The sequence below is a fragment of the Myxococcus eversor genome (assembly GCF_010894455.1).
In the GTDB taxonomy this organism is placed as follows: Bacteria; Myxococcota; Myxococcia; order Myxococcales; family Myxococcaceae; genus Myxococcus; species Myxococcus eversor.
The window spans coordinates 151,342-176,069 of sequence record NZ_JAAIXY010000024.1 but is presented as its reverse complement, the minus strand read 5'-3'; the positions used below and the strand labels follow the sequence as shown (position 1 = coordinate 176,069).

The following is a 24,728-nucleotide window of genomic DNA, read 5'->3' as shown; positions in this document are numbered from 1 at the left end:
AGGGCGGGGCCGGGACGACGGACGACGGCTTATCAGAAGAAGTTGCCGATAGTGAACTCGAACAGAATCCGGTCGTCTTCCGGCCGCCTGGTCAGCGGGATGCCCCACTCGAAGCGCAAGGGGCCGATGGGGCTGAACCAGCGGAAGCCAAAGCCCGCGGAGTGGAACAGGCCGAGCGGCAGCTTGTCCTGTCGGTCCTGGAAGAAGCGCTCGTTCGAGCCGAAAGCATTGCCCGCGTCATAGAAGAGCACGCCTCTCAGGCCGGCCTTCTCGAAGATGGGGAACTCCAGCTCGAAGTTGAAGACGAGCTGCTTGTTGCCGCCGACGAGGAAGTCCGTGACGGTGGCGTCCGGGTTGCCGGAGCGGGGCACCTTCACCGAGGGGCTGATGCTGCGCAGGTAGTAGCCGCGGACGCTGTTGATGCCACCGACGTAGTACAGCTCGGAGATGGGCAGCGGCTTGTTCGAGTCGAGCTGCTGGATGTAGCCGATGGTTGCGTTCGTCTTGAAGACGAAGCCCAGCGGCATCGGGAAGTACAGGCGCGAGTAGGCCGTGTACCGGTTGAAGAGGAACGTGCCGCCCAGGAAGTCCGGGGCCAGCTCCACCGAGCCGTAGTGGATGAAGCCGCGCGACGGGAACAGGCGGTTGTCTCGGCGGTCGAACGACAGCGACAGGCGCGCCGCGCTGGTGGTGCCGGACAGGAACTGGTTGGCCAGGAGCACGGCGCCCAGGTTCGAGCCCGCCTCCACGTTCACCCACTCACGGGTGTAGCCGATGGTGCCGAGCAGGTCGTCGATGAACTGGTAGCCGATGGAGATGGTGCCACCGGTGGAGTTGCGGATGAAGCCGTCGTAGTCGGCCTGGACGCGGAAGAACTCCGCGGACAACAGGTAGTTGGTGTCCAGGAAGTACGGGTCATAGAACGACAGCTGCACCAGGGAGCGCAGGCCTGAAATCTGCGCGGACGCGGAGACGCTCTGGCCCCAGCCCAGGAAGTTGTTCTGGGAGATCTGCGCCGTGAAGATGAAGTTCTCCACGTTGGAGAAGCCCAGGCCCACCTGGAAGGTACCGGTGGCCTTCTCCTTCACCTCCACCTGGAGGACGATGGTGTCGTCGGTGCTTCCCGCGCGTTGGGTGATCTCCACCGTCTCGAAGAAGCCCAGCGCGGTGACGCGCTCCTTGCTGCGGCGCACACCGGTGCCGCTGTAGAGCTCGCCCTCGTACACGCGCAGCTCGCGGCGGATGACCTTGTCGCGCGTCTTGCTGTTGCCGACGACGTCGATGCGCTCGATGGTGACCTGGGGGCCCTTCTGCACATCGAAGGTCAGGTCCACCGTGCGGTTGTCCGCGTTGACGCTGGTGACGGGGTTGATGTTCGCGTACGCGAAGCCCCGGTCGAAGTAGACGTCCGACAGGCCCAGGATGTCCTGCGACAGCTGCGAGCGGTTGAAGCGCTGGCCCGGCGTCGACTTCATCAGCCTGGCCATCTGCTCCTTCGACACGTCGGAGAGCAGGTCTCCGGAGAAGTCGATCTTCCCGATGTCGTAGGGCTCGCCCTCGGTGATGCGCAGGGTGATGTAGATGTAGCGCTTGTCCGCGCTGAGCTGGACCGTGGGCTTGTCGATCTTGACGTTGATGAAGCCGCGGTCGTAGTAGGCGATCTGGATGACGGCCAGGTCGCGCTGGAACGCTTCTTCGCGGTAGGTGCCCTCACCCGAGAAGAAGGAGAGGAAGCCACCCTCGCGGGTGATCATCGTCTCCTTGAGCTCCGCCGGAGAGACCTTCTCCGCGCCGATGAAGGTGATCTGCTTCACCATCACCTTGGCGTGCTCGTTGATGATGATGAGCACGTCGACGCTGCCGCCCTCGTTGGGCTTGATCTGGTACTTGACCTCGGCGAGGAAGAAGCCCTTCTCCACGTACTTGGCCTGGATCTTCTTCACCGTGCTGCGCACGGTCTCCAGCTCCAGAATCGTGTTGGGCTTGGCCTCGATTTCTTCCTTCAGGTCGTCCCGGCTCAGCTCCTCGTTGCCCTGGAGCGTCACCCACCGGACGATGGGCCGCTCCTCGACGCGGACGACGTAGGCGACACCGCGCGGCAGCCGCTGCACGAGCAGCTCCACGTTCTGGAAGTACCCCAGGGCCCACACGGCCCGGAGGTCCTCGGCGCTCCGGGCGGACGCCAGGGGCTGGCCGACCTTGGTGCGCAAGGCGCGACGGATGGCCTCCGCCTCCACGCGCTTGTTGCCTTCGACGCGAACCTCCACCACCCGGTTGAGGTCATCCTCGGACGCGGGGGCTTCGTCGGCGGGGGAGGTGTCGACAGGGGCGTCCTGGGGACGTTCAGGAGCGGGGGCCGGGGCGCTCGGAACCGGGGTCGCTGAGGGCGCACCCCCGTTCACCTGCGCCTGGACGGAGCCAGGCACGAGCGACCACAGGACGACCGCCAGCAGCGGGAGCAGTGACTTGCGGGACAGAACGGGGTGCCTCAAGGGGAGACCGGCCAGAGAAAGGCGGGGCAATGTACGGGAAGGGGCGCGACGCCCTCAATCCAAAAGCGCGGAGCCATCAAGCCTCCGACACCTGCCCGCCAGCCAGCCGCAGGCGGCGGGGCATGGAACGGGCGAGTGTTTCATTGTGGGTGACGATGACGGCGGTGATGCCCAGCTCTCGATTGACGTCCCTCAGGAGCTGGTGGATGCCCTCGCCCGTGGCCGGGTCCAGGTTGCCGGTCGGCTCGTCGGCGAGCAGGACAGCGGGCTTTAGCACCAGGGCGCGTGCCAGGGCCACCCGCTGGGCTTCGCCACCGGACAGTTCCCCTGGCCTGTGGTCCACCCGCTGCCCCAGGCCCACCCGCTCCAGGAGCTCCCGGGCATAGGTGTAGGCCCCGGTCCGCTCCTGGCGCTGGATGAGGGCCGGCATGGCCACGTTCTCCAGGGCGGTGAACTCCGGCAGCAGGTAGTGGCTCTGGAAGACGAAGCCCATGGTGCGGTTGCGGAACTCGGCGATCTCCGCGTCGTTCATGTCGAACACGGAGCGGCCCTCGAAGAAGACCTCGCCCGCGGCGGGAGCGTCCAGGGTGCCCAGCACGTGCAGGAAGGTGCTCTTCCCCGCACCGGAGGCCCCCACGAGCGAGACGAGCTCTCCCTTGCCGATATCGAGCGACACCGCGCGCAGCACGTCGATGCGCTTGCCGTGCAGGAAGTAGCTCTTGAAGACGTTGCGGATGGACAACAGCGTCATGGCTACTCCGCCTTCAGCCCTTCCACCGGTTCCACGCTGCTGGCCTTGAGGGCCGGATAGATGGAAGCCAGGTAGGTGACGAGCACCGCGATGACGACAGCCAGCGCGGTCTGCAAAGGTTCGATGCGCACCGGCAGCGCGGGGATGTAATAGACCTCCGGGTCCAGCTTGATGCCGACCTTCTCGATGAAGAAGCACCAGGCGAGGCCGGAGAACAGGCCCAACAGCCCTCCGGCGACGCCAATCTGGAGGCCTTCCGCGAGGAAGATCTTCACGATGCCGCCATCGGGGACACCCAGCGCCTTGAGGACGGAGATCTCCTTGCGCTTCTCCAGCACCAGCATGATGACCGTGGCGACGATGAGGCCCGCGGCCACGATGATGATGATGGAGAGGATGATGCCCATCACCAGCTTCTCCAGGCGCAGCGCGGAGAAGAGGTTCTTGTTCATCTCGCCCCAGTCACGGGCGCGGTAGGGGTACCCACCGAGCAGCTTCACCACCTGGCCGGAGATGCGCCGGGCGTCATCGATGTCGACCACCTTCAGCTCGATGCCGGACGCGCCCTGGATGTTGAAGAAGTCCTGCGCTTCCTTGAGCAGGATGTAGACGAACTTGGAGTCGTACTCGTACATCCCCGAGTAGAAGACGGCCGCCACGCGGAAGGCCCGGTTCTTGGGGATGGGCCCCGTGGGCCCGAGCTCCGTGCCCAGGGGCGACACCACGTTCACCCTGTCCCCCACCACCACGCGCAGCGACGCGGCCAGCTCGCGGCCGATGACGATGCCGGGCAATACGGGCGGCTTCGTCGGCTTGCCGGAGCGGCGGATGATGTCGTCTCCGCCCTCCTCCCCTTCCCCGCCGTCCTTGGGAGCTTCGGTCTCTTCCTCGTCCATGCCGCGCGAGAGGATCTTCTCCGGCGTGTAGAGGATGTCGAGCGAGTTGTTGCCAAGGATGTTGCGGGGCAGGTCCGTGACTTCGCCCACCGTGGCCGGGTCGATGCCCTTGATGATGACGCCGTCGACGTTGCCCTCGGAGGCGATCATCACCTGGTTGATGATGAAGGGCGTCTGCCCCGCGATGCCGGGAACCTTGCGGATGGACTCCATCACCTTGGCGTACTCGGGCAAATCACCGGCGTACCGCGTCACCACCGCGTGCGCGTTGGTGCCCAGGATCTTCTTCTGGAGGTCCGCCTCGAAGCCGCTCATCACCGACAGGACGATGATGAGCGCCATCACGCCCACGCCCACGCCGCCCACCGACAGGGCGGTCATCATCATGGTGGGCGACTGCTCACGGAGCTTCAGCGAGTGCAGCGCCTCCGACGCGGCCAGAGGGTCCGACAGGCCCAGCGCGCGGATGCGGGTGCGCTCCACCGCGGCCTCGGCGGCGCGGATGATGAAGTAGACGAGCAGGGGCGGGATGATGCCGAACATCAGCACCGCCAGCGTCCCCAAGAGCAGCGACGGGCGGAACACCGCGACATGGCGGCGCGCGACGAACAGCTCGAAGCCCAGCTTCAGGTCCACGCGCCCGCTGCCGGCGGCGACGAAGCCCGTGTTGATGCCCAGCACCAGCGCCAGCACCAGGCCGGTGAAGGTCAGCCAGTACGCCAGCTCCGGACGGCCGAGCAGGCTCGCCACATACGTCACCTCGCGCAGCCGGTAGCCGAGCTGGAGCTGGAGCCAGGGAATCCGCTCCATCAGGGTGAAGAGGATGGGGACGGGCAGGCCCAGGTAGAGCACGCCGATGGTGGCTTCCGGCAGCGACAGCCGCTGCGCGCGTGAAGCCCCGATGAAGCCGGAGATGAAGGCGACCGCGGCGCCAATCACCAGGGAGATGGCGAACGCGCCGGTGGGAGGCAGCGACAGCCCCCCGCCCGAGTCCTTCACCGCGCTCAAATCCGTGGAGGGCACGCCGCTGGACAGCACCGTCTGGAGGAGGACGAGCACCAGCTCGGCGAGCAGGATGCCGCCGCCGTAGGCCCCCAGCGTGCTCCAGTAGAAGTCCCGGTAGCGCGCCAGGCGCGGGTAGAGCGGAGCCCCGGCCGCGAGGCTCGGACCTTCCGTCGACGCCGGAGCGCGGCGGGTGCCCGCGGCGACCAGTCCCCAGCCCAGCAGCCAGATGAGGGTGCCGGAGACGAGCGACCAGGTGCCGGCCGGAGGAAGCGATTCCTTCACCGCCGCATGCGCCGGCAGGAGGGAGGCCGCGTTGATGGCCTGGAGCACCCCGCCCCAGCCGAACAGGGACAACCCCAAAGCGGAGCTGACCTCCGCCCAGGCGCCGGACGCGGAGATGGACCACGCGAGCAGGATGAATCCCACCAGGGCCACGAGGGCCCCGGCCCAGAGGAGAATCCAGCGGTGGACGGTCTGCCGTTCTGCCGAGTGCACTTGGCCTCCTGGCTACTTCGCCAGTGGCTTGAGGAGGGGAAACAGGATGACGTCGCGGATGCTCTGCGCATCCGTGAACAGCATCGCGAGCCGATCAATCCCGATGCCTTCACCCGCGGTGGGAGGCATGCCGTGCTCGAGTGCCCGGATGTAATCCTCGTCGTAGTCCATCGTCTCCTGCTGTCCGCGCTGCTTGGCGTCGAGCTGGGCCTGGAAGCGGCCCTTCTGGTCCAACGGGTCGTTCAGCTCGGAGAAGGCGTTCGCGATTTCCCGCCCCGCCACATACAGCTCGAACCGGTCCGCGATTTCCGGATTCTGGTCGTTCCTGCGGGCCAGCGGGGAGACGGCGGTGGGGAAATGGGTGATGAAGGTGGGATGAATCAGGGTGTGCTCGACGTGGGCCTCGAAGAGGGCGCCCACCAGCTCCCCGTGGTTCATCGTGTCGATGGCGCGCCGCTCGGACTCGGCGTGCGCCGTCTTGAGCAGCTCGTGGCGGAGCTTGTCCGCGTCCGCCATGTCCTTGTCGGTGAGCGTCCCGCCGCCCACGGCCTCGCGGATGGCCTCCACCATGGAGATGCGCTTCCAGCCCTTGCCGAAGTCCAGCACGTGCTCGCCGTACTTCACCTTGGAGTCGCCGGTGACGGCCTTGGCCGCCTCCGAAATCATCTCCTCGCTCAGGTCCATCAGGTCCTCGTACGTGGCGTACGCCTGATAGAACTCGAGCATGGTGAACTCGGGGTTGTGCCGGGTGCTGATGCCCTCGTTGCGGAAGTTCCGGTTCACCTCGTAGACGCGCTCCAGGCCGCCCACCACCAGTCGCTTCAGGTACAGCTCTGGAGCGATGCGCATGTACAGGTCGATGTCGAGCGCGTTGTGGTGCGTGGTGAACGGCCGCGCCGCGGCGCCCGACACCAGCGGGTGCATCATCGGCGTCTCCACCTCGACGAAGTCACGCCCGTCGAGGAAGGAGCGCAGGAAGCGGATGAGCTTGTTGCGCCGGAGGAAGGTCTGCTTCACCTCCGGGTTGGACACGAGGTCCAGGTAGCGCTGGCGGTAGCGGATCTCCACGTCCGTCAGGCCGTGCCACTTCTCCGGCAGGGGCCGCAGGGACTTGGTGAGCGGCGCGAACTTCGTCGCCGCCAGCGTCAGCTCGCCCGTCTTCGAGCGGAACAGCGTGCCGGTGACGCCCAGGAAGTCGCCCAAATCACACAGCTTGAAGACCTCGTACGCCTCCGCGAGCGCGTCCTTCTTCATGTGGACCTGGATTTCGCCGGAGCGATCTCTCAGCTTGATGAAGGCGGCCTTGCCGAACGAGCGCATGGCCACGAGCCGCCCCGCGACCTCGTAGGTCGCGGGCGTCTGCTCCAGCGCCTCCGGGGTGGCGTCCGCGTGTTTCGCGAGGATGTCGGCCGCGAGGTGCTGGGGGCGGTGGCCATTGCCGTAAGGGTTGAAGCCGGCCTCACGCCATTTCGCGGCCTTCTCCAGCCGCTGGTCGTAGATTTCCTGCTCCTTCGAGCCCAGGTCGTTGTTCTGGTCGTCAGCCATCGCGCGCCCTTCCAAGAGGCGCGGCACCGTAGCCAAGGCTCCCTCAGGACGCAACGCAACACATCGGGAAGCTTCAGGGGGCGGCCATCACCAGGAAGGCGGCCACCGCCGCGGCGAGCAGCAGGGGGATGAGGATCTCCACCGGAAAGCGGTGCTGCATGTGGGCCATGTGCAGGCCCTTCAGCCCGAAACGACGCTGACGACGCACGCGAGTCATCACCAGCGACGCCAGCGCGGGCGGGGCCTTCTCCCGCTCCACGCCCTGGAGACGTCGTACGGTCCGCGAATATCCCTCCCACCCCTGGCGGCACTCGTCGCAGCCGTCCAGGTGTGTACGCACCGCCTGCGCCTGGGGGGCAGGCAGCTCGTCGTCAGCGAGCGCGAAGAAGAGGGCCTTGGCCTCGCGGTGGTTCAGGTGCGGGTCCACGTCCGGGAGTCTGCGATGGAATCCACTCATGGCTCAAGCCGCCCCAGGAGGTTCGCCAGCTTTTCGCGCGCCCGGTGGAGCCGGCTCTTCACCGTGCCCTCGGGCAGCTCGGTGATGTCCACGATTTCGTCGTAGCTCAGGCCCTCGATATCGCGCAGGGCCACCAGCATGCGGGCATCCGGCTCGAGCTGGGAGATGGCCCACTGCACCCGGGCCCGCTCGCGCGCGGACTCCAGGGCCGCATCCGGCGCGGGCGGCGCCCCCGGGCCGTCCACCCACAGGTCGCTCGTCTCGTCGTACTCCTCCGAGCGGCCCCGGCCGCGACGCTTGAGGTACTTGAGCCGGTTGATGCAGTGGTTCTTCGTGATTCGGAACAGCCAGGTGGACAGCTTCGCGTCCTCGCGGAAGCGGCGGACGTTCTGGTGCACGCTGACGAAAATCTCCTGCACCAGGTCGTGGGCCTCCTCGCGGTCCCCCACCATGCGGACGCAGAAGTCGTAGACCCGGTCCTGGTGCGTGCGCACCAGTTGCTCGAAGGACTCGGGCTCGCCCTGGCGCAGGCGGGCCAGCAGGGCCGCGTCCTCGCGCCGTGACGCGGTCGCATCCGCGGCCGGCCCGTCCTGTCCGATTTCGAGCACGCCGCCCGGCGACACCGATGTCCTCCCGCGACAGCCCCTCCGAGGAGGAGGGGCCACTGCTCCTCGAGCCTATCCCGTTCCCCTGCCCCACCGCGCCTCCGACAACAAGGCGCGGAAAAAGGTTCCCGGGTGCTCGCGGCTAATCCATGGCCGCGTTGCGGTTGGGGTTCTTCACCCCCAACAACTGCGCGGTAATGAACTCCTCCAAATCACCGTCCAGCACCGCGTCCACGTTGCCCGTCTCCACGCCGGTGCGCAGGTCCTTCACCATGCGGTAGGGGGCCAGCACGTAGGAGCGGATCTGCGAGCCGAAGGAGATGTCCTTCTTCGCGGCCTCGGCGGCGTCGCGCGCGGCCTCGCGCTTCTTCATCTCCAGTTCGTACAGGCGGCCGCGCAGAATCTTGAAGGCCATTTCCTTGTTGGCCGACTGGGAGCGCTCCGTCTGCGTGGTGACGATGATGCCCGTGGGAAGGTGGCGCAGCTGCGCGGTGGAGGACGTCTTGTTGACCTTCTGTCCACCCGCGCCGCTGCCTCGGATGAACTTCAGCTCGATGTCCTTCTCCGGGAGGTCGATCTGGATGGCGTCATCCACCTCCGGGTAGACGTCCACTGAAGCGAAGGCCGTCTGCCGGCGCGCGTTGGCGTCGAACGGGGAGATGCGCACCAGCCGGTGCACGCCGACCTCGGCCTTGAGGTAGCCGTAGGCGAAGTCGCCTTCGATGCGCAGCGAGACGTTCTTGAAGCCCGCCTCCTCGCCCGGCACCTCGTCGCTGATCTCCACCTTCCAGCCCTTCGTCTCACAGTAGCGCGTGTACATGCGCAACAGCATGGCCGCCCAGTCCATCGAGTCGGTGCCACCGGCGCCGGCGTTGATGTCCATGAAGCAGCTGCTGCGGTCCTGCTCACCAGACAGCATGCGCGCCAGCTCCAGCTTCGCGACGTCGCCGTCCAGCCCCGCGAGCGAGCCCTCCGCCTCCTGGGCCGTGTCCTCGTCGCTCATCTCCGCCGCCAGCTCCAGCAGCGTCTGCGCGTCATCGAGCCCGCGCATCACCTTGTCGTAGGAGGCCACGCCCGCCTCCAGCGCGGACTTCTCCTTCAACATCGACTGCGCCTTGGTGTTGTCGTCCCAGAAGGTGGGCAGCGTGCTCTCACGCTCAATCAACGCGATGCGGGACCGCTTGCGGTCCAGGTCAAAGATGCCCCCGGAGCGCCAACACGCGCTCCCGAAGGCCGTTGATCTTCTCCATCGAATCGTTCGCCATGTCTTGTTCTCCGCGGGCGCGCGGTGCCGTCAGCGGCCACCGCGCGGAAACAGGTTGAAAACGAAAGACGTCAGGGCGTCTTGAGCCGAGCGACGGTGTCGCGCGGGTCCGCTGACGCGCGATGTGTCCCGGTGAAGCGCGCGAGGACGCGGTCCAGGCCGAACGCCCCCGCCATCCCCAGGGAGATGGGCAGGATGAGCGCGATGAGGCGCCAGTTGTCCTGGTCGAACGGGGGCAGCACCTTGAGCACGATGCCCAGCACCGCCGTCGCCGTGAGCGCGCCCCACAGCTTGAACAGCCGCGCGCGCGCCCTCGGGTTGCCCCGCATCAGCGACACGCCGAAGGGCACCGCCAGGAGCGTCAGCGGGTTGGCCAGGAACAGGTTCTCGTTCCGGTAGACCACCGTGTGGTCCGTCACCAGCCACATCACGAAGAGCGCCGTGCCCGGAATGCCCAGCATCAGCCCCAGCACCGCGGTCTCCAGGCCGAGCAGCACCCGCGCCACCCTCCCCCCCCGTTTGCGCTCCCAGGCGGCCAGTCCCAGCGCCCCACCGCCCAGCGTCAGGCCCAGCGCGAGAATCCAGGGGCCCCAGGGAGGCGGCTCGGCGGGAGGACGCGCACGGACGGGCGACGCGTAGTAGTTCCAGCTCTTCGCCACCAACGGTCGCGTCTGCCCTTGCGCGTCCTTGAGCTCGAGCGTGGCCACCTGCGTCTCCAACTCGTCCGGGAGGAAGGCCTCCTCCCAGCGGGTGATGGGGTGGTCAATCTCGTCGTTCATCATGAAGTCGAGCAGCACGCTCGTCGGCGCGTTCACCGACGTGTAGCGCCGCGTGTGCTCGCGCAGCGTCATCCGCCCGGGAGCCCGGTCCGCCTCGCGGAGCTGCCCACCCGTGGCCCCGTCGATCATGTCCCGCAGGCGCGTGACACAGTTGTCGTTGTAGTGGTGATACAGGTACTCGCGGTTCTCCGGCAGGACGTTGTCGGCCAGCCGCTTCGCCACTTGCTGGCGCTGCTCCGGGGTGAGGTTCAGCTCCTGGATGCGGACGTCGCGGTCCTCCGCCTTGTAGAAGCGGTAGGTGCTGTCGACGCGGGCCTGCCCCACCCAGAACTCCAGGCGTCCCATCGCGAAGCGGGCCAGCATCGCCTCGTCGAAGGAGAACATCCCGTAGTTGTAAAGACGCGCCAAGCCGAGCCGCCGGTCCTCCACCACCAGCGAGCCATGTCCCCACCAGGAGGGCACGTCGTCGCCGGGGCTGAAGGTGGCCAGCGAGATGACGAGGTCTTCTCCCTGGCTCTCGCCCGTTCCCCAGGGAGGCACGAAGTCCGAGGCCGCGCGCGCGGGGGCCGCGAGCAACAGGCCAAGCAGGCAGAGGGCGATGAGCGACAAGCGGGGCATGGCTTTGTCCAACACGCGGGAGGCGGCCTACCTATCATGCACCCCGCCCGACTCAATCGACAGGATGCCGGATTGTCGGCCAGGGGGCCGTGCGAGGCCCCTACATCAGGCTGCGGGCCCGGCGGGCCTTCGCGTCCACCTGGAGCGAGTCCGCCACCATGCCGCGCTCGCCCAAGAGTTCCTCCTCCAGCGCCGCCATCCGCTTCGCGTCGCGCGGACGCTCGTGGTCATGCCCCAGCAGGTGGAGCAGTCCGTGCGCCAGGTAGCGCGCCATCTCCGACTCCAGCGTGCGGCCGTACTCCTTCGCCTGCCGCTTCGCCGTGTCCAGGGAGATGACCACGTCGCCCAGGGGGCGAGGGCCCGGCGTGCCCCGGGGCTGCTCGCCCGCGGGGAAGCTCAGCACGTCCGTCGCCTTGTCCTTGTCCCGCCAGGTGCGGTTGAGCCGCCGGATGGCGCGGTCATCCACCAGCGACAGCGACAGCTCGCAGTGGGTGAGTGACAGGCGCTTGAGGTAGTCCCGGGCCCACGTCGTCAGGAGCCGGCCGAACTCCTTGCCCTGCCCGTGCGCGAGTTGCACCGTCACCACGTTCTCCTTCTCCCGGGGTGCCGGCGCCTCCATGTGCGCGCGCTCCGGACGGAAGGCCGGCGCGCAGATGGACCAGTAGTCGCACGCGCCCTTGCCGTCGTTGCGGTACACGACGCGCTTGCCGCGCGGCACCAGGCCCACCTCGCCCTCGGAGATGCGCTCGCGGCGGCCTTCCACCACCAGCGTCAGCTCCCCCTTGAGGACGATGACCATCTCATCGAACTCGGGACGCTGAGCCGGCTCGGACCAGCCCGGCGGCGCGAGCATCCGCGCCACGGACGCCGCATCCGTCCCCGTCGTCGCCGCACCCACGAACTCCTCGATGCGCTTGCCGTCATCCCGGGGGATGACCTTGCCCTTGCGCAGTCTCACGCCGTCACCACCCCTCGCGTCCCACTCACAACGCCCCCGCCGAGCGCGGCTTTTCCTTCGCCTCCACGGCCTTGCCTCCCGCCACCACCAACGGAGGCGCCTTGCCACCTCCCACCGCGCCGGCCGGATAGACGGGACGCGTGTGGTAGATGCCCTCCAGCGTGTGCAGGAAGGACTGCGAGATGAGATTCAGGTCCTTCAGCGTCAGGTCGCACTCGTCGAGCTGCCCCTCGGAGAAGATGAGGTTGATGATCTTCTGCACCTGCGCCTGCAGCTTCGTCGTGGTGGGGTCCGTCATGGACCGCGTCGACGCTTCCACCGCGTCGGCGATCATCACCAGCGCCGCCTCGCGGAACTGAGGCTTCGGTCCCGGATAGCGGTAGATGCTCTCGTCGATGGGCGGCGCGCCTTCCTTGCCCTCCTGCTCCTTCAGGGCCTTGTGGTAGAAATACCCCACCGTGCGCGTGCCGTGGTGCTGCGGAATCGCATCCGCCACCAGCTTGGGGAGCCGGTACTGCCGCGCCATCTCCAGCCCCTCCGTCACGTGGCGCTTGATGATGACGGCGCTCATCGCGGGCGCGAGCGCGTCATGCCGGTTCTCCCCCTTCTGGTTCTCCCCGAAGTAGAGCGGATTCCGACCCTTGCCGATGTCGTGGTAGTACGCGCACGAGCGCGCCAGCAGCGGATTGGCGCTGATGGTCTCCGCCGCATTCTCCACCAGCGTGCCGATGATGATGGAGTGGTGGTACGTGCCGGGCGCCTGGACGATGAGTTCCTTGAGCGCCGGGTGGTTGAGGTTCGCCAGCTCCAACAGCTTGATGTCGGACGCGTAGCCGAACGTCATCTCGATGAGCGGCGTGAGCGCCATCACCATGACGGGCACCGCCAGTGACGAGCCGATGAACGCGCTCACCGCGGTGATGGCCGTGTCCGCCGACAGCCCCTTGCCCTCGACGAGGAACAGGAAGAGCACCGCCACCGTGTTGGCCGCGCCCGTCACCAGGCCCGCCCGGAAGATGCCCACGCGGTCCTTCGCCTTGACGATGCGGTCCGCCGCCACCAGAGAGCCCACCAGCGTGTAGATGCCGAAGGCCAGCGAGTTGCCCAGCATGACGCCCGCCAGGCACGCGAACACCATGGCGAAGAAGAGCGCCAGCTCCTGCGTGAGGATGAAGCGCACCAGCATCGCGCCACCCGCCACCGGGAACACGTAGTAGAGCGCCTCGATGGGCAGCGCCGTGTACCGGTCCTGGATGGCGTCCGCGATGGACACCCAGAGCTGCAACAGGGCCAGCGTCCCCACCAGCAGGATGCCCAGGAGCAACCCGTCCTTGCGCGTGGGCCGGAAGCGCCGGAACGCGCTGAGGCAGAAGAAGTACGAGGCGACCACCAGGAGCGCCACCAGCCCCGTGCCACCGAGCTGCACCTGCACCAGGTCCAACCGGTCCGTCTCCGCGCGCATCCCGCGCAGGACGACGAGGTGCCCCTCGTTCACCAGCTCGCCATCACCGATGACGCGCTGCCCCTTCTTGATGGAGATGACCGCGTCCTTCACCGCCTGCGCGGCTTGATGACGTCGCGCGTCCGTCTCCGCGATGTTGATGGTCAGGTTGGGCCGCACCAGCCGCTTGGCCAGCCGCAGCACCGCGCGGCGCTGCACACCGGGCGCGTCCGGCAGGAGGTTGCCTGGAATCGAGGCGAAGCGGTCCAGTTCCTGGTGCGCCTCGCGGATGTCCACCACCTGCGGCGCGCCGTTGGGCAGCGTGTCCTCGCCCTTGTTCACCACGTCCCGGACGGTGAGCCCCTGGGGCGCCTCGCGTGCCAGCTCCTCCCGGGAGCCCGCCACGTGCACCGGTCCCTGTTCGGAGCGGTAGGCCCGCTCCAGGAGCACCAGCGTGGCCGCCTCCACCTCTTCCGAGAAGCCCTTCCCGTAGAGCGCCTGGAAGTCCTCCGCCTCCAGCCCCGCGTCACGCTGGCCGAAGAGCAGCTCCTGGAGCTCCGCCTGCATCGACTCACGGGCCCGGCGCTCGCGCTCCACCTGCTCCGGCGTGGGCGCGGGGTGGCGGCGCGGCTTCTTGCCCTCCTCGGGCTCGGCGTCCGGCTGGGCGTCCGTCAGCTCCGCCAACCGCTCCCGCATCGTCGCGAACGAGGCGCGGACCACGGTGCGCAGATGTCCCACCACGGCGGGGTTCAAGTCATAGACGGGCCTGACGGCGGCCCGGGCGTCCTGGCGCCGCTGGGTCGTCATGGCCCGGTGGACGACCTCGTAGTCCCGCGCGGCCTTGAAGCCCGCCGGAGAGCTGGCCCGGAAGGGCTTGCCGAGGTTCTCCTCCGAGAGCGCGGGGATCTGCTGGCTGTAGAGGCCGGGGGAGATGACGAAGCCGGCGCCCACCGAGACTGTCAACAGGAGGAACACCTGGACCGCACGCCGCCCCCAGACGCCTTTTCCCAACCCGAGGCGTGCTGCGAGCGCGTCCAAGGGACTGGGCGCGGGGGACTGCGGTTCCGGTTCGTCCATGGAGGTCCTCACCCTAGATAGGGGCCGTGGCTCCATCAAGGCCGCAGCGCCCCGGAAAATTCACGGGGGCGGAAATACGAATGCCCGCCCGCCAGGGTACGGGCGGGTGGGCATAGGTAGGTCAGGGCTTTGGACTCAGCCGACAACGGCGTCGGGAGTCGCTTGAGCCGCGGCGGCGCGGGCTGCCTCGCGAGCCAGCTTCGCCTCGCTCTGCGCCAGCTCCGCCTTGTCGTAGGCGCGGATGACCTCCTGCACCAACGGGTGGCGGACGACGTCCACGTCGGAGAACTCCGCGAAGTGGATGCCCTCGATGTTCTTGAGCACCGTCCGGGCGTGATTCAGCCCGGACATCTTCCCCGTGGGAAGGTCCACCTGCGTCACGTCGCCGGTGATGACGGCCTTGCTGTTGTAGCCCAGGCGCGTCAGGAACATCTTCATCTGCTCCACGGTGGTGTTCTGCGCCTCGTCGAGGATGACGAAGGCGTCGTTGAGCGTGCGGCCACGCATGAAGGCCAGCGGGGCCACTTCCACCACGCCCTCCTCCACGAGGGTCGCCGCGCGCTCGGCGGCCATCATGTCGTGCAGCGCGTCGTAGAGCGGACGCAGGTAGGGGTTCACCTTCTCCTGCATGTCGCCAGGCAGGAAGCCCAGCTTCTCACCCGCCTCGACGGCCGGACGCGCGAGGATGATGCGCTTGACCTTGCGCTCCTGGAGGAACGCCACCGCCATGGCCATGGCCAGGTACGTCTTGCCCGTGCCGGCGGGGCCCACTCCGAAGACGATGTCGTGGGCGCGGATGGCGTCCACGTAGCGCTTCTGGGCGATGCTCTTTGGAGCAATCTGCCGGTTGCCGGAGCTCTTGAGCACCGGGCCGAGCATGACCTCCTGGAGCGACTCCGCGCCCCGTCCGAGCACCTTGATGCCCTGCTCCACGTCCTCGCGGTACAGGGGGCGGCCCGCGCGAATCATCCCCTCCAGGTTCTCCAGGAGGCGCACGGCGAAGGCCACCGCGTCGGAAGGTCCGGACAGATGGAACTCCGTCCCCCGCTGTCCCACCCGGACACCGAGGCGTCGCTCCATCAGCTTGAGGTTTTCGTTCTGGTTGCCGCACAGCGCCATGGCCGTCTCATTGTCCCGGACATCCACCTTGGCGGAGGTCGTCGAAACGGCTGCGGTCGCTTCCAACGTGGCGGGATTTCGCAATGCGTGTCGTTCCTCGGTCGGTACCGCTGTCTGCAACGTAACGCCGCCCCCCTGCCTTCGAAAGACGACTTTGGGTGACGACTAGCGCAAGGGTGGCAGGAGGACGAACCGCCGAGCGGCCAGCCGCCGGTAGTAGTACTCCTCCCGCCAGGGGTATCTGAGTTCCTCCGCGCTCAACAATCCAGCTTGCACCAAAGCATCCAGTCGCTCCGGCAGCTCACCGCGTTCCAGGCGGAACACTTCCAGCGCGGACTCGATGCGGACGCGTTGGGCATCGGAAACATGACGCTGGGCCGCGGCATCGGCGAACCCGGTGGCCGCGCGCGTGCTCTCTGGATCCGCCAGCGCCACCCGGGACACCACCACGGCCAGCACCGCCAGCACACCCATGGTGGCGACCACGCGACCCACCACGCCCCCCATGCGGGAGAGCAGGCGCTCGTCCCCCGGCGCGGGAGCCCGAGCCCCCTCCGGGTGGATGATGCGCACGTACTCGCCCCGAACCAGGTTGTGCAGGGCCTTGCAGGTCTCGAACTCGCCCAGGCAGCAGACGTCCACCAGCTTGCGCAAATCACGGCCGGGCGCGATTTCGTCGTACACGCGCCGTTCGGTGGTGGCGATGACGCCCAGCTCGCCACCCTCTTCGCCTTCGCGCGGCGGAGGCAGGGCCTTGATGCGCTCGAACGAGAGGTCGTCGCGGTGGATGGACTTCCGGATGACGGGCCACTCGTCCACCATCCGGAAGCCCTCCATGAGCACCGTCTCGGCGCGCAGGGGGCGGATGGCCTCGGCGTCGGGCTCGACGGGCTCCTGGATGAACTCGTAGGTGCCCGTCTTCCAGGTGAAGAGGCGGGAGAGCGTCTCCGTGGCCTGCAACTGCATCATCGACTGGAAGCGCTCAGCGGTGAGGGCCTGGCTGGAGACGAGCACGTCACCCAGCCGCTTGAGGGTGCGCCGCTGCGTCTCCAGCGCCGCCTCCAACTGCGTCTCGGTGATGAGCTCGGCGCGCACCAGCATGGCGCCGATGAGGTCCTTGCGCTTCCGGGTGATGCTCTCGACCTTGATGATGTGGCCGTCCCGGAAACCGATGCGGACCTCCTGGTCCTTGTTGTCCAGTTGGAGCGAGCCCGTCTTCTGCTGCTGACCGATGAGCTGAAGGATGTCGCCGATGCCGAAGTCCTTGAGCGTGCCTTTCAGGGACATGGTCTCACTCCTCCCCTTGCCGCAGCCGGTGCAGGCCGCGCAGGGACAGCACGTAGACGCTCACCAGCAGCAACACCATCGGCACCAGCTTGAGGTACAGCGGCGCGTCTCCATGGGGCGCTCGCACCAGTCCGTGGTGCAGGAGCGTCGCGGCCAGCGCGAAGAGGAAGAGGAACGCATACAGCGCGCCGCGCACCGCCCGTCCCGAGAACACATGCCCGGCGCCCGACAGCAGCACGCCCGCCGCGTACGTCACCCGGCCCGCCCACGCTTGATGACGCTGCACCTGGTCCGCCTTGCGCTGCCGCAACTGCTGCGGCACCAGCCCCCGGCGGGAGAAGACATTCACACACTGGCCGCACTGCTGACTGCCAACGCCCAGCTCGGGGTCACACCGCACGCACACCGGACGGCCGCAGCGCTCGCACACCTTCGCGGCCTTCAGTCGCTGCGTCAGCAGGCCCCAGCCGACCAGCAGCACCGCCACCACGGCCGGCAGCGCCCAGGCCACCGGCCCCGGCTCCACCCCCGGCAACAGCCAGCGCTCCAGTTGCGCCTCCACCCGACGCCCCGCCTCCGCTCCGTCCGCGAGCGACAGCCACTCCGACTCCGGCATCGCCGGCGCCAGCATCAGGAGGTTGAGCAGCAGGCGTTCATCCGGAGGGGGCTCTCGCCGGAGCAGCTCTCCATCCAGCGCCTGCGCCGACGCGGTGGCGGTCGTCACGCGCTCCATCGCCTTGCCGACCTCCGCGTCCGGCAGCGTCTTGGCCCGCCGGCGGTAGATCTGCGCGATGTTGTAGTGAGGCGCCGCCATCTTCGGATCCGCCTGGGACGCCTGCACGTAGAGCTGCGCGGCGCCGTCCTCGTCCCCCAACCCCACCAGCGTGTTGCCGAAGCGGGTCAACAGCCGCGCATCCCCGCTGCGCACCGCCGAGGCCGCCTTGAAGTGCGACCGCGCGTCCTCCAGCAAGCCCCGGCGTGACTCGTACTGGCCCAGCGCCGCCAGCTCCGGGAAGGTGGCCGCGCGGGCCTCGTGCCGTGCCTTGACGCGCGCCATGGCGCCCTCGGCGGAGAGGCCACCGCGCTCCAACAGATAGACGTCCTCGGCGGGCGTTCCAGCGAAGGCCGTCAGCCGGGTGAGCTGTCCCGCGGCCAGCGGCGCCAGACCCAGCCCCGCCAGCAGCACCGTGGACACCACCCGCTCCTGCCGGGTCAGGTAGGGCACCACCACCGCCAGCAATACGAGCAGCCGGGGGATAAGGCCCATCCCCAGCGTCAGCGGCAGGCCGAGCAGCAACACCCCCAACAGCACGGACTGCCACCGGGCCACCGCGCGCGGCAGCAGGTGGTGGAAGTCATGCAGCGCGTAGCGCACCCGCCTCAGGAACAGCAGGCCCACCAGCGCCACCGCCGTCGCGGACCACGCCAGCAACAGCAGCGCGCCAAGGTCCGCCAGCGCCGGACCCCGGTAGCGCGGGTCCAAGGCCATGGACACGAAGGCCGCGCGCAGCGCTCCCATGTAGCGGCCAGGCTCCGCCGGGGATGACATCGCGTAGTGCTCCGCCAGCCCGAAGCGCGCGAGCGGCAGCCGGGGAGACAGCTCCACCGCCAGCTCCGCCAACCGGATGGCGCCGCCGAGGTCGCCCGCCCGCCCGCGCACCTCCGCCTCGCGCATGAAGCCGACGCTGATGGGCTCCAGGTCCGCCGCGAGCAACTCGCGCTTCAGCGTCACCAGCTCCTGCTGCGCCTTCTCCGCCGTGGCCGTGTCGTTCGTCGCTCGCGCCTGCCGCCACCGGTCCCACACCGCCAGCACCTCTTCGTCCGACACGCGAGGCGTCAGGATGGGGCTGAGCACCGGCCTGGGCACGATGACGACGGGCGCGGGATCGACGGGGGGCGGCGTCACCGAGGGCTTCGAGGGAGCCGGGAGGGCCGAGGCCTTCTCCTTCCCTCCGCGCGGCGCCCTGCGGGGAACGTCGTCCTGCTCGGCCTCGACTTCACCGTCGTCGGCGGGGCCGTCATAAACCGGGTCCGCCGCGTCGAGGGACTCGTCCTGCAGGTCGGGCTCCAGTGGACCGGGGTCCACCTCCTGGAGCCGCGTGGGCGCCTCGAGCTGAGCGGATGCCAACGCCGGAGTCAGGAGCAACAGGCCCCAGAGGATCAGGGAGGAAAGCGGGAGGCGGATCATCCAGGGCTCGGATGATAGGCGAGCCCGGCCGAACCACGAAACGGAACGCCACCTGCCCCGTCCTGTCGCCGCCTTTCCGGATGCGACCCACGGGCCGCGTGTTACAGGGACGCACGTCGCGGGACCTGGCCCCGCGAGGAGGCGACCGTGAGCGAAGCAGGCACCCCCGGGACGGAGCTGGAGCGTCTGGTGGACATCATGCGGCGGCTGCGCGCCAAGGATGGCTGCCCCTGGGACAGGGAGCAGGATATCCGCTCGCTGCGCCCCTACCTCGTCGAGGAGGCGTTCGAGGTCCTGGACGAGATGGACCGCGTCGGCTCGGGCGGGCCCTGGCACTCCCTGTGCGAGGAGCTGGGTGACCTGCTCTTCCAGATTGTCTTCCACGCGCAGCTCGCCGCCGAGCTGGGCGAATTCACCATGGCCGACGTCAGCAAGGCCATCAGCGACAAGCTCACCCGCCGACACCCCCACGTCTTCGGCGAGCTGAAGGGTGTGAACGGCTCCGAGCAGGTCCTGGCCAACTGGGCCAAGCTCAAGGCCGATGAGCGCAAGCTCAAGACGGGCGACGAGGGCTCCGTCCTGGCCGGGGTTCCCACCGCCGCGCCCGCCCTCCTGCGCGCCGAGCGACTGACGGAGAAGGCCAGCCGCATCGGCTTCGACTGGCCCGACCTCGCTGGCGTGCGCGGCAAGCTGGCCGAGGAGCTGGTGGAGCTGGACGAGGCCATCGCCTCCGGAGACCGCGACGCCATTGAACACGAGCTGGGCGACGTCCTCTTCTCCCTGGCCAACCTCGCGCGCTTCGTGAAGACGCCCGCCGAGGATGCCCTGCGCATGGCCAGCCACCGCTTCACCACCCGCTTCCAGCACATCGAGGCCGCCCTGCGCGCCGAGGGGGTCCCCTTCGGCGGCGCCTCCCTGGAGCACATGGAGCGCCACTGGCAGGCGGCCAAGGCGAAGGAGAAGTCCCTCCCGCCCCCCAGGTCGCTGCCCCGCGCTCCCGTCTCCACGCTGCGGCTGGGCGTGGCGGACCTGGACGCCCAGAAGGCCTTCTGGGACGCGCTGGCCCCCACCCTGGGGTGGACGACCCACCGCCCCACGCCAGACGAGGCCCGCTACGAGGACGGCTCGCTGCGGCTCGTCTTCCAGCGCGCACCCGCCTCGGCCGCGGGCGCCACCTTCACCCTGGAGGCGCCTTCCACCCTCGCGGTGGAGCGCCTGCGACAGAGGGTCGAGCAGATCCGCCCCGGAGGAACCTCGGACTCCCTCGCCGGGCGACTGTCCTTCCAGGATCCGGCTGGGCTGGTGTGGGAATACACCCTCTCCGCTGGATGATTTTCCCCGCGAACTTCGCTGATCCGCGTCCAGAGTCCGGAAATCCCGGCTGGATGAGCACGCGCGCCTTGACGCTTTCGAGGCGTCGCAGTAAGGACGGCCCCTCTTTTTAGCCTGCCTTTCGCTGGAGATTTCTCTTGGCCAACACCAAGTCCGCAGAGAAGCGTCACCGTCAGTCCCAGAAGCGCCGCGCCCGCAACGTCACGGTCCGTTCCGACGTGAAGACCGCGGTGAAGTCCGCCCGGGAGGCCATTGGCACCAAGGATGGCGCCAAGAAGACGGACGCGCTCAAGGCGGCTTCCAAGGCCCTGAGCAAGGCCGCGACCAAGGGCGTGCTCCACAAGCGCACCGCGTCCCGCCGCATCTCCCGCCTCGCCAAGGCCGCCGCCAAGAGCGCGCGTCAGGCCTGATGCACCTGGGGGCTCCTCAAGAGTCCCCTCCGTCGTCCTCGAAGCAGGCTCCCCGGGAGGAGGCACCCGCCTCCTCACCAGGTGCTGGCCAGCCGCTCGAACCCATCACGCATGAGCACTTCCGCCAGCCGGTCCATCGCCGCCTGACGGTTGGACTCCGCCTCCAGAACGTCTCCGGTCCCCGGCAGATAGTCCTCGGTGCCCGAGATGACCGTCTCCTGGGGAGGCAGGCCTTCCTTCACCAGCCGCAGCCTCACGGTGGCGGCGACGCGGAAGAAGCGCCCCACAATCGTGGGCGAGCTCCACAGCGACAGCACCGTCCCCTCGACGCGCGCGTCGCACGAAGCCCCGCTCCCCAGCCGCCCCACTCGCGTCAGCTCCTGACGGAAGTAGCGCGTGAAGATTGTCTCCAGCGCGGGCTCCGACGTGTCGTTGCCGAAGATGGGCGCGCACACGGTTTCCACTCCGGGAGGCAGCCCCGAGCCGCGCGGTGTCAGGCGATAGCCACACCCCGGAAGCAACGCCGAGCAGGCCCCCCAACCCATCAGCAGCACGGCCAGGTGGAGACGCCGTGAGGCAGTCCAGAAGGGAAGCGACATGGGCCGGCACCCTACCCGCCCGAACCACTCCGTCAAGCGCGAGGGCCCTCGGGGGGCTCCGACGAAGGCCCGGTGAGCACCGCCCCGCTCGAGTCCCGCACCACGACACCCCGGGCCTTCATCGCGCCCGCCAGCGTGTGCCACGCCCCCAGGAGCCTCGCGTCCCGCTCCGAGCCTCGGCGCGCCAGCCCCAGCGGCCAGCGCAGCCGTCCGCCCGTCGACGTCTCCAGCACCAGGGCGTGCACCTGGCACACCGCCGCCAGCAGCATGCCCAGCGCCGCCAGGGCGAACATCACCAGCTTCAGGGGAAGCCCCCCGGCCACGAGGCCCAGCAGGCCGAACCCACACAGCACCAGGGCCTCGAAGAAGGGGCGGGACTCCAGCGTCAACGCGCGGAGCTGGATGAGCTCCACGACGAGGGGTGGAACGGCCTCCGCCACGCGATAGGTGAGCTTCCCGCTCTCACCGACGAGGGAACGGCCACCGCCCAGGTCCGCCGAGAGGAAGGGCCCGAGCGGCGTGGGCACGGGCGCCTCTGGCAGCGGGGCCCCGCAGGCGAGGCACCGCGCGCCGCCCGCCTTTTGAGGCTGGCCACACGCGGTGCACATGACGAGGACCTCGGCCGGCACCCGGGTCTCCGCTCAGCCGACGACGAAGTTCACCAGCCGCTTGGGCACGAAGACGAACTTGCGCAGCGTCTTGCCGGCCAGGGCGGACTGCACCCGCTCGTCCGCCTCCGCCGCCGCGCGCACGTCCGCCTCCCCCGCGTCCGCCGCCACGCGAATCTCCGCGCGCAGCTTGCCGTTCACCTGCACGGCGTAGGGGATGACGTCATCCACCACCAGCGCGGGGTCGAAGTCCGGCCACGGCTGCGCGACGGTGAGTTCCTTGCTCCCGTAGGCCTCGGCGATTTCGTCCGCGATGTGCGGCGCGAAGGGCGTGAGCACCACCGCGAGCAGGCGCACCGCCTCCGCCATGGCCGCCTTCTCCGCGGGCGTCTCTGGCGTCCCCGTCGCGGACAGCGCGTTGAGGCCCTCCATGATGCCGGCGATGGCCGTGTTGAACGACAGCCGTTCGATGGCCTCCCCCACCCGCTTCAGGCACTTGTGCGCCGCGCGGCGGATCTCCAGCGCCTTGCCCTCGAAGGGGCCATCGTGCGTGGCACCCGCCACCGAGGCGTGGTGCGTGGAGGCCAGTACCCAGACGCGCTTGAGGAAGCGGAACACGCCCTCCACCTGATCGTCGGACCAGTCGAAGTCGCGCTCCGGCGGGCCGGCGAACATGACGTATGCGCGCGCCGTGTCCGCGCCGTACTCCTGGATGATGGAGGCCGGCGCGACGACGTTGCCCCAGCGCTTGGACATCTTCCGGCCATCCGGACCGTTGACGATGCCCTGCGTAATCAGGCGCTTGACGGGCTCGTCCACCGGGCTCAGGTCCAGCAGCTTCATCACCCGGGTCCAGAACCGGAAGTAGAGCAGGTGCATGACCGCGTGCTCGGGCCCGCCCACGTAGATGTCCACGGGCAGGAAGCGCTGGGCTTCCTTCGGGTCGAACGGCGCGGCGTCGTAGTGCGGCGACAGGTAGCGCGCGAAGTACCAGCAGGAGTCGACGAAGGTGTCCATCGTCTCCGCTTCACGCCGGGCGGGGCCACCGCACTTCGGGCAGGTGGTGTTCACCCACGAGGCGACCTTGGCCAGCGGGGGCTCGCCCTTGCCGGTGAGCACCTCCTGGACGTCGATGTCCGGCAGCTTCACCGGGAGCTGCTCCAAGGGCACGGGGATGCCGTGGCGCTCCGGGTCGCACTTCTCGCAGTAGACGATGGGGATGGGCGTGCCCCAGTAGCGCTGGCGGCTGAAGCCCCAGTCCTTCTGGCGGTACGTCACCGTCGCGCGGCCCTGGCCGTCCTTCTCCAGCTTCGCGGCCATCGCGGTGCGCGCCGCCTCGGACGGCATCCCGGTGTACTCGCCCGAGTCCACCAGCACGCCGTACTCGGTGTACGCCGCCTCCAACGCGTCACCCGCGGGCAGCTTGTCACCCGTGGCCGGCTGGATGACGACCTTCACCGGCAACGCGTACTTGCGCGCGAAGGCGAAGTCCCGCTCGTCGTGCGCGGGCACGCTCATCACCGCGCCCGTGCCGTAGTCGCTCAACACGAAGTTGGCGATCCAGATGGGCACCTGCTGGCCCGTGAAGGGGTTGACGGCGTGGGCGCCCGTGAAGATGCCCTCCTTCTCCGTGTCCTCCCCCGTCCGCTCCGTCTTGGACTGGGCCGCCATGCGCTTGACGAAGGCGTCCACGTCCGCGCGGCGCTCGGGCGTCGTCACCTGGGCCACCAGCTTGTGGTCCGGCGCGAGCACCACGTAGGTGCAGCCGTAGATGGTGTCGATGCGCGTGGTGAAGACGCGCAAGGCGGCCTCGTGGCCCTGGACGCGGAAGTCCGCCTCGGCCCCGTCCGAGCGGCCAATCCAGTTGCGCTGCATGGAGGTGATGCGGTCCGGCCACTCCTTGAGCGTGTCCAGCGCGTCCAACAGGTCCTGCGAGTACCGGGTGATGCGGAACGCCCACTCGGGCATCTCCCGATCCACCACGGGCGACGAGCAGCGCTCGCACACGCCGTCCTTCACCTGCTCGTTGGCGATGACGGTGTGGCAGCCGGTACACCAGTTCACCTTGCTGAAGCGGCGATAGACGAGCCCGCGCTCCAGCATCTTGATGAAGAACCACTGGTTCCAGCGGTAGTACTCGGGCTTCGAGGTGTTGACCTCGCGCTCCCAGTCGTAGCTGTACCCCAGGCTCTTCATCTCCTGCTTGAAGGAGACGATGTTCTCCGCGGTGCGCAGCGCCGGGTGCACGCCGTCCTTGATGGCCGCGTTCTCCGCCGGCAGACCGAAGGCGTCCCAGCCCATGGGGTGCAGCACGTCGTAGCCGCGCATCAGGAAGTACCGCGCGTACACATCCCCGATGAGGTAGTTGCGCACGTGCCCCATGTGCATCTTGCCACTGGGGTACGGCAGCATCTCGAGCACGTATTTCTTCGGTGCGCCCGGGCGCTTGCCTGCCCGGAAGATGCCGGCCTCGTCCCAGCGGGCCTGCCACTTGCCTTCAATCGACTGCGGCTCGTAACGCTCGTTCATCGCCATGTCCGCTGCGCCTCTTATGGGAGGGCTGCCCCTGTGAGCAAGGGCCCTCGCCCTCGTCTCAGCCCGACGGGGCCAGATTCCTCCGACTGACCTGGGAGAACCGCTGGCCCCGGCCACTTCTGTCCCCGTTCGAGCCCCCGTCCGCCCGCTCCTTGCTCACTTCCAGGGCGCACCCTCGCGCCAACGCAAGCTGGCAAGAACCCACTTGCGGGCGTGGCGGCGGGCAAGCCGCCCACCCGATTCGAGGGGTCGGCCTCCGGGAGATCC

The 24,728-nt window shown here is 68.6% G+C and carries 18 protein-coding genes; 2 read left to right on the top strand and 16 right to left on the bottom strand.

Going from position 1 to position 24,728, the window contains the following annotated elements; translation table 11 throughout:
- Positions 1 to 32 precede the first annotated feature (32 nt).
- The 13 genes from bamA to G4D83_RS37475 form a co-directional block, all read right to left on the bottom strand.
- Positions 33 to 2,492, bottom strand: coding sequence for an outer membrane protein assembly factor BamA (gene bamA / locus G4D83_RS37535; RefSeq protein WP_240357044.1), 2,460 nt, complete (start codon positions 2,490 to 2,492; stop codon positions 33 to 35).
- Positions 2,493 to 2,568: 76 nt separating this feature from the next.
- Positions 2,569 to 3,243: an ABC transporter ATP-binding protein gene (locus tag G4D83_RS37530; protein ID WP_163869716.1), complete on the bottom strand. Its 675-nt coding sequence runs from the start codon at positions 3,241 to 3,243 to the stop codon at positions 2,569 to 2,571.
- A gap of 2 nt (positions 3,244 to 3,245) precedes the next feature.
- Positions 3,246 to 5,639 (bottom strand): ABC transporter permease, encoded by a 2,394-nt coding sequence (locus G4D83_RS37525; protein WP_163869715.1) that lies wholly within the window; start codon positions 5,637 to 5,639, stop codon positions 3,246 to 3,248.
- A gap of 12 nt (positions 5,640 to 5,651) precedes the next feature.
- Positions 5,652 to 7,184 (bottom strand): lysine--tRNA ligase, encoded by a 1,533-nt coding sequence (lysS, locus tag G4D83_RS37520; protein WP_163869714.1) that lies wholly within the window; start codon positions 7,182 to 7,184, stop codon positions 5,652 to 5,654.
- A 73-nt stretch (positions 7,185 to 7,257) separates the two neighbouring features.
- Positions 7,258 to 7,641, bottom strand: coding sequence for an anti-sigma factor family protein (locus G4D83_RS37515; RefSeq protein WP_163869713.1), 384 nt, complete (start codon positions 7,639 to 7,641; stop codon positions 7,258 to 7,260).
- Positions 7,638 to 8,264: an RNA polymerase sigma factor gene (locus G4D83_RS37510; RefSeq protein WP_163869712.1), complete on the bottom strand. Its 627-nt coding sequence runs from the start codon at positions 8,262 to 8,264 to the stop codon at positions 7,638 to 7,640. Before G4D83_RS37510 ends, G4D83_RS37515 begins: the two co-directional genes overlap by 4 nt.
- Positions 8,265 to 8,388: 124 nt before the next feature.
- A protein-coding gene (gene prfB, locus G4D83_RS37505) for a peptide chain release factor 2 (protein ID WP_240357043.1) occupies positions 8,389 to 9,511 on the bottom strand; the annotation gives its coding sequence in 2 pieces (ribosomal slippage) (positions 8,389 to 9,441 and positions 9,443 to 9,511; 1,122 coding nt in all).
- 70 nt (positions 9,512 to 9,581) lie between these two features.
- Positions 9,582 to 10,907, bottom strand: a complete 1,326-nt coding sequence (locus G4D83_RS37500) for an Lnb N-terminal periplasmic domain-containing protein (protein ID WP_163869711.1) — start codon at positions 10,905 to 10,907, stop codon at positions 9,582 to 9,584.
- A gap of 100 nt (positions 10,908 to 11,007) precedes the next feature.
- A complete protein-coding gene (ybeY, locus tag G4D83_RS37495; protein WP_163869710.1) occupies positions 11,008 to 11,865 on the bottom strand; it encodes an rRNA maturation RNase YbeY in 858 nt (285 codons plus the stop codon).
- 25 nt (positions 11,866 to 11,890) lie between these two features.
- On the bottom strand, positions 11,891 to 14,383 hold the full coding sequence (locus G4D83_RS37490) for an HD family phosphohydrolase (protein ID WP_205522814.1): 2,493 nt from the start codon (positions 14,381 to 14,383) through the stop codon (positions 11,891 to 11,893).
- Positions 14,384 to 14,518: 135 nt separating this feature from the next.
- Entirely contained in the window at positions 14,519 to 15,586 is a 1,068-nt protein-coding gene (locus G4D83_RS37485; RefSeq protein WP_163869708.1) for a PhoH family protein, read from the bottom strand.
- 81 nt (positions 15,587 to 15,667) lie between these two features.
- Positions 15,668 to 16,789 carry a DUF4388 domain-containing protein gene (locus tag G4D83_RS37480; RefSeq protein ID WP_163869707.1) on the bottom strand — a complete coding sequence of 374 codons (1,122 nt, stop codon included), beginning with the start codon at positions 16,787 to 16,789 and terminating at the stop codon, positions 15,668 to 15,670.
- A gap of 4 nt (positions 16,790 to 16,793) precedes the next feature.
- Positions 16,794 to 18,977, bottom strand: a complete 2,184-nt coding sequence (locus G4D83_RS37475) for a tetratricopeptide repeat protein (RefSeq protein ID WP_163869706.1) — start codon at positions 18,975 to 18,977, stop codon at positions 16,794 to 16,796.
- A gap of 198 nt (positions 18,978 to 19,175) precedes the next feature.
- On the opposite strand from G4D83_RS37475, the gene mazG reads away from it, so the two are divergent.
- A complete protein-coding gene (mazG, locus tag G4D83_RS37470; protein WP_163869748.1) occupies positions 19,176 to 20,309 on the top strand; it encodes a nucleoside triphosphate pyrophosphohydrolase in 1,134 nt (377 codons plus the stop codon).
- Between the two features lie 137 nt (positions 20,310 to 20,446).
- Positions 20,447 to 20,719, top strand: a complete 273-nt coding sequence (gene rpsT / locus G4D83_RS37465; protein ID WP_163869705.1) for a 30S ribosomal protein S20 — start codon at positions 20,447 to 20,449, stop codon at positions 20,717 to 20,719.
- Positions 20,720 to 20,793: 74 nt separating this feature from the next.
- Here rpsT and lptE read toward each other — a convergent pair whose 3' ends face one another.
- Genes lptE through leuS form a run of 3 tightly spaced genes read right to left on the bottom strand, consistent with a single transcriptional unit; the run spans position 20,794 to position 24,461 of the window.
- Entirely contained in the window at positions 20,794 to 21,318 is a 525-nt protein-coding gene (gene lptE, locus G4D83_RS37460) for an LPS assembly lipoprotein LptE (protein WP_163869704.1), read from the bottom strand.
- A gap of 32 nt (positions 21,319 to 21,350) precedes the next feature.
- Positions 21,351 to 21,947 (bottom strand): hypothetical protein, encoded by a 597-nt coding sequence (locus tag G4D83_RS37455; protein ID WP_176437184.1) that lies wholly within the window; start codon positions 21,945 to 21,947, stop codon positions 21,351 to 21,353.
- 12 nt (positions 21,948 to 21,959) lie between these two features.
- Positions 21,960 to 24,461 (bottom strand): leucine--tRNA ligase, encoded by a 2,502-nt coding sequence (gene leuS / locus G4D83_RS37450; protein ID WP_163869703.1) that lies wholly within the window; start codon positions 24,459 to 24,461, stop codon positions 21,960 to 21,962.
- Between the last annotated feature and the right edge of the window lie 267 nt (positions 24,462 to 24,728).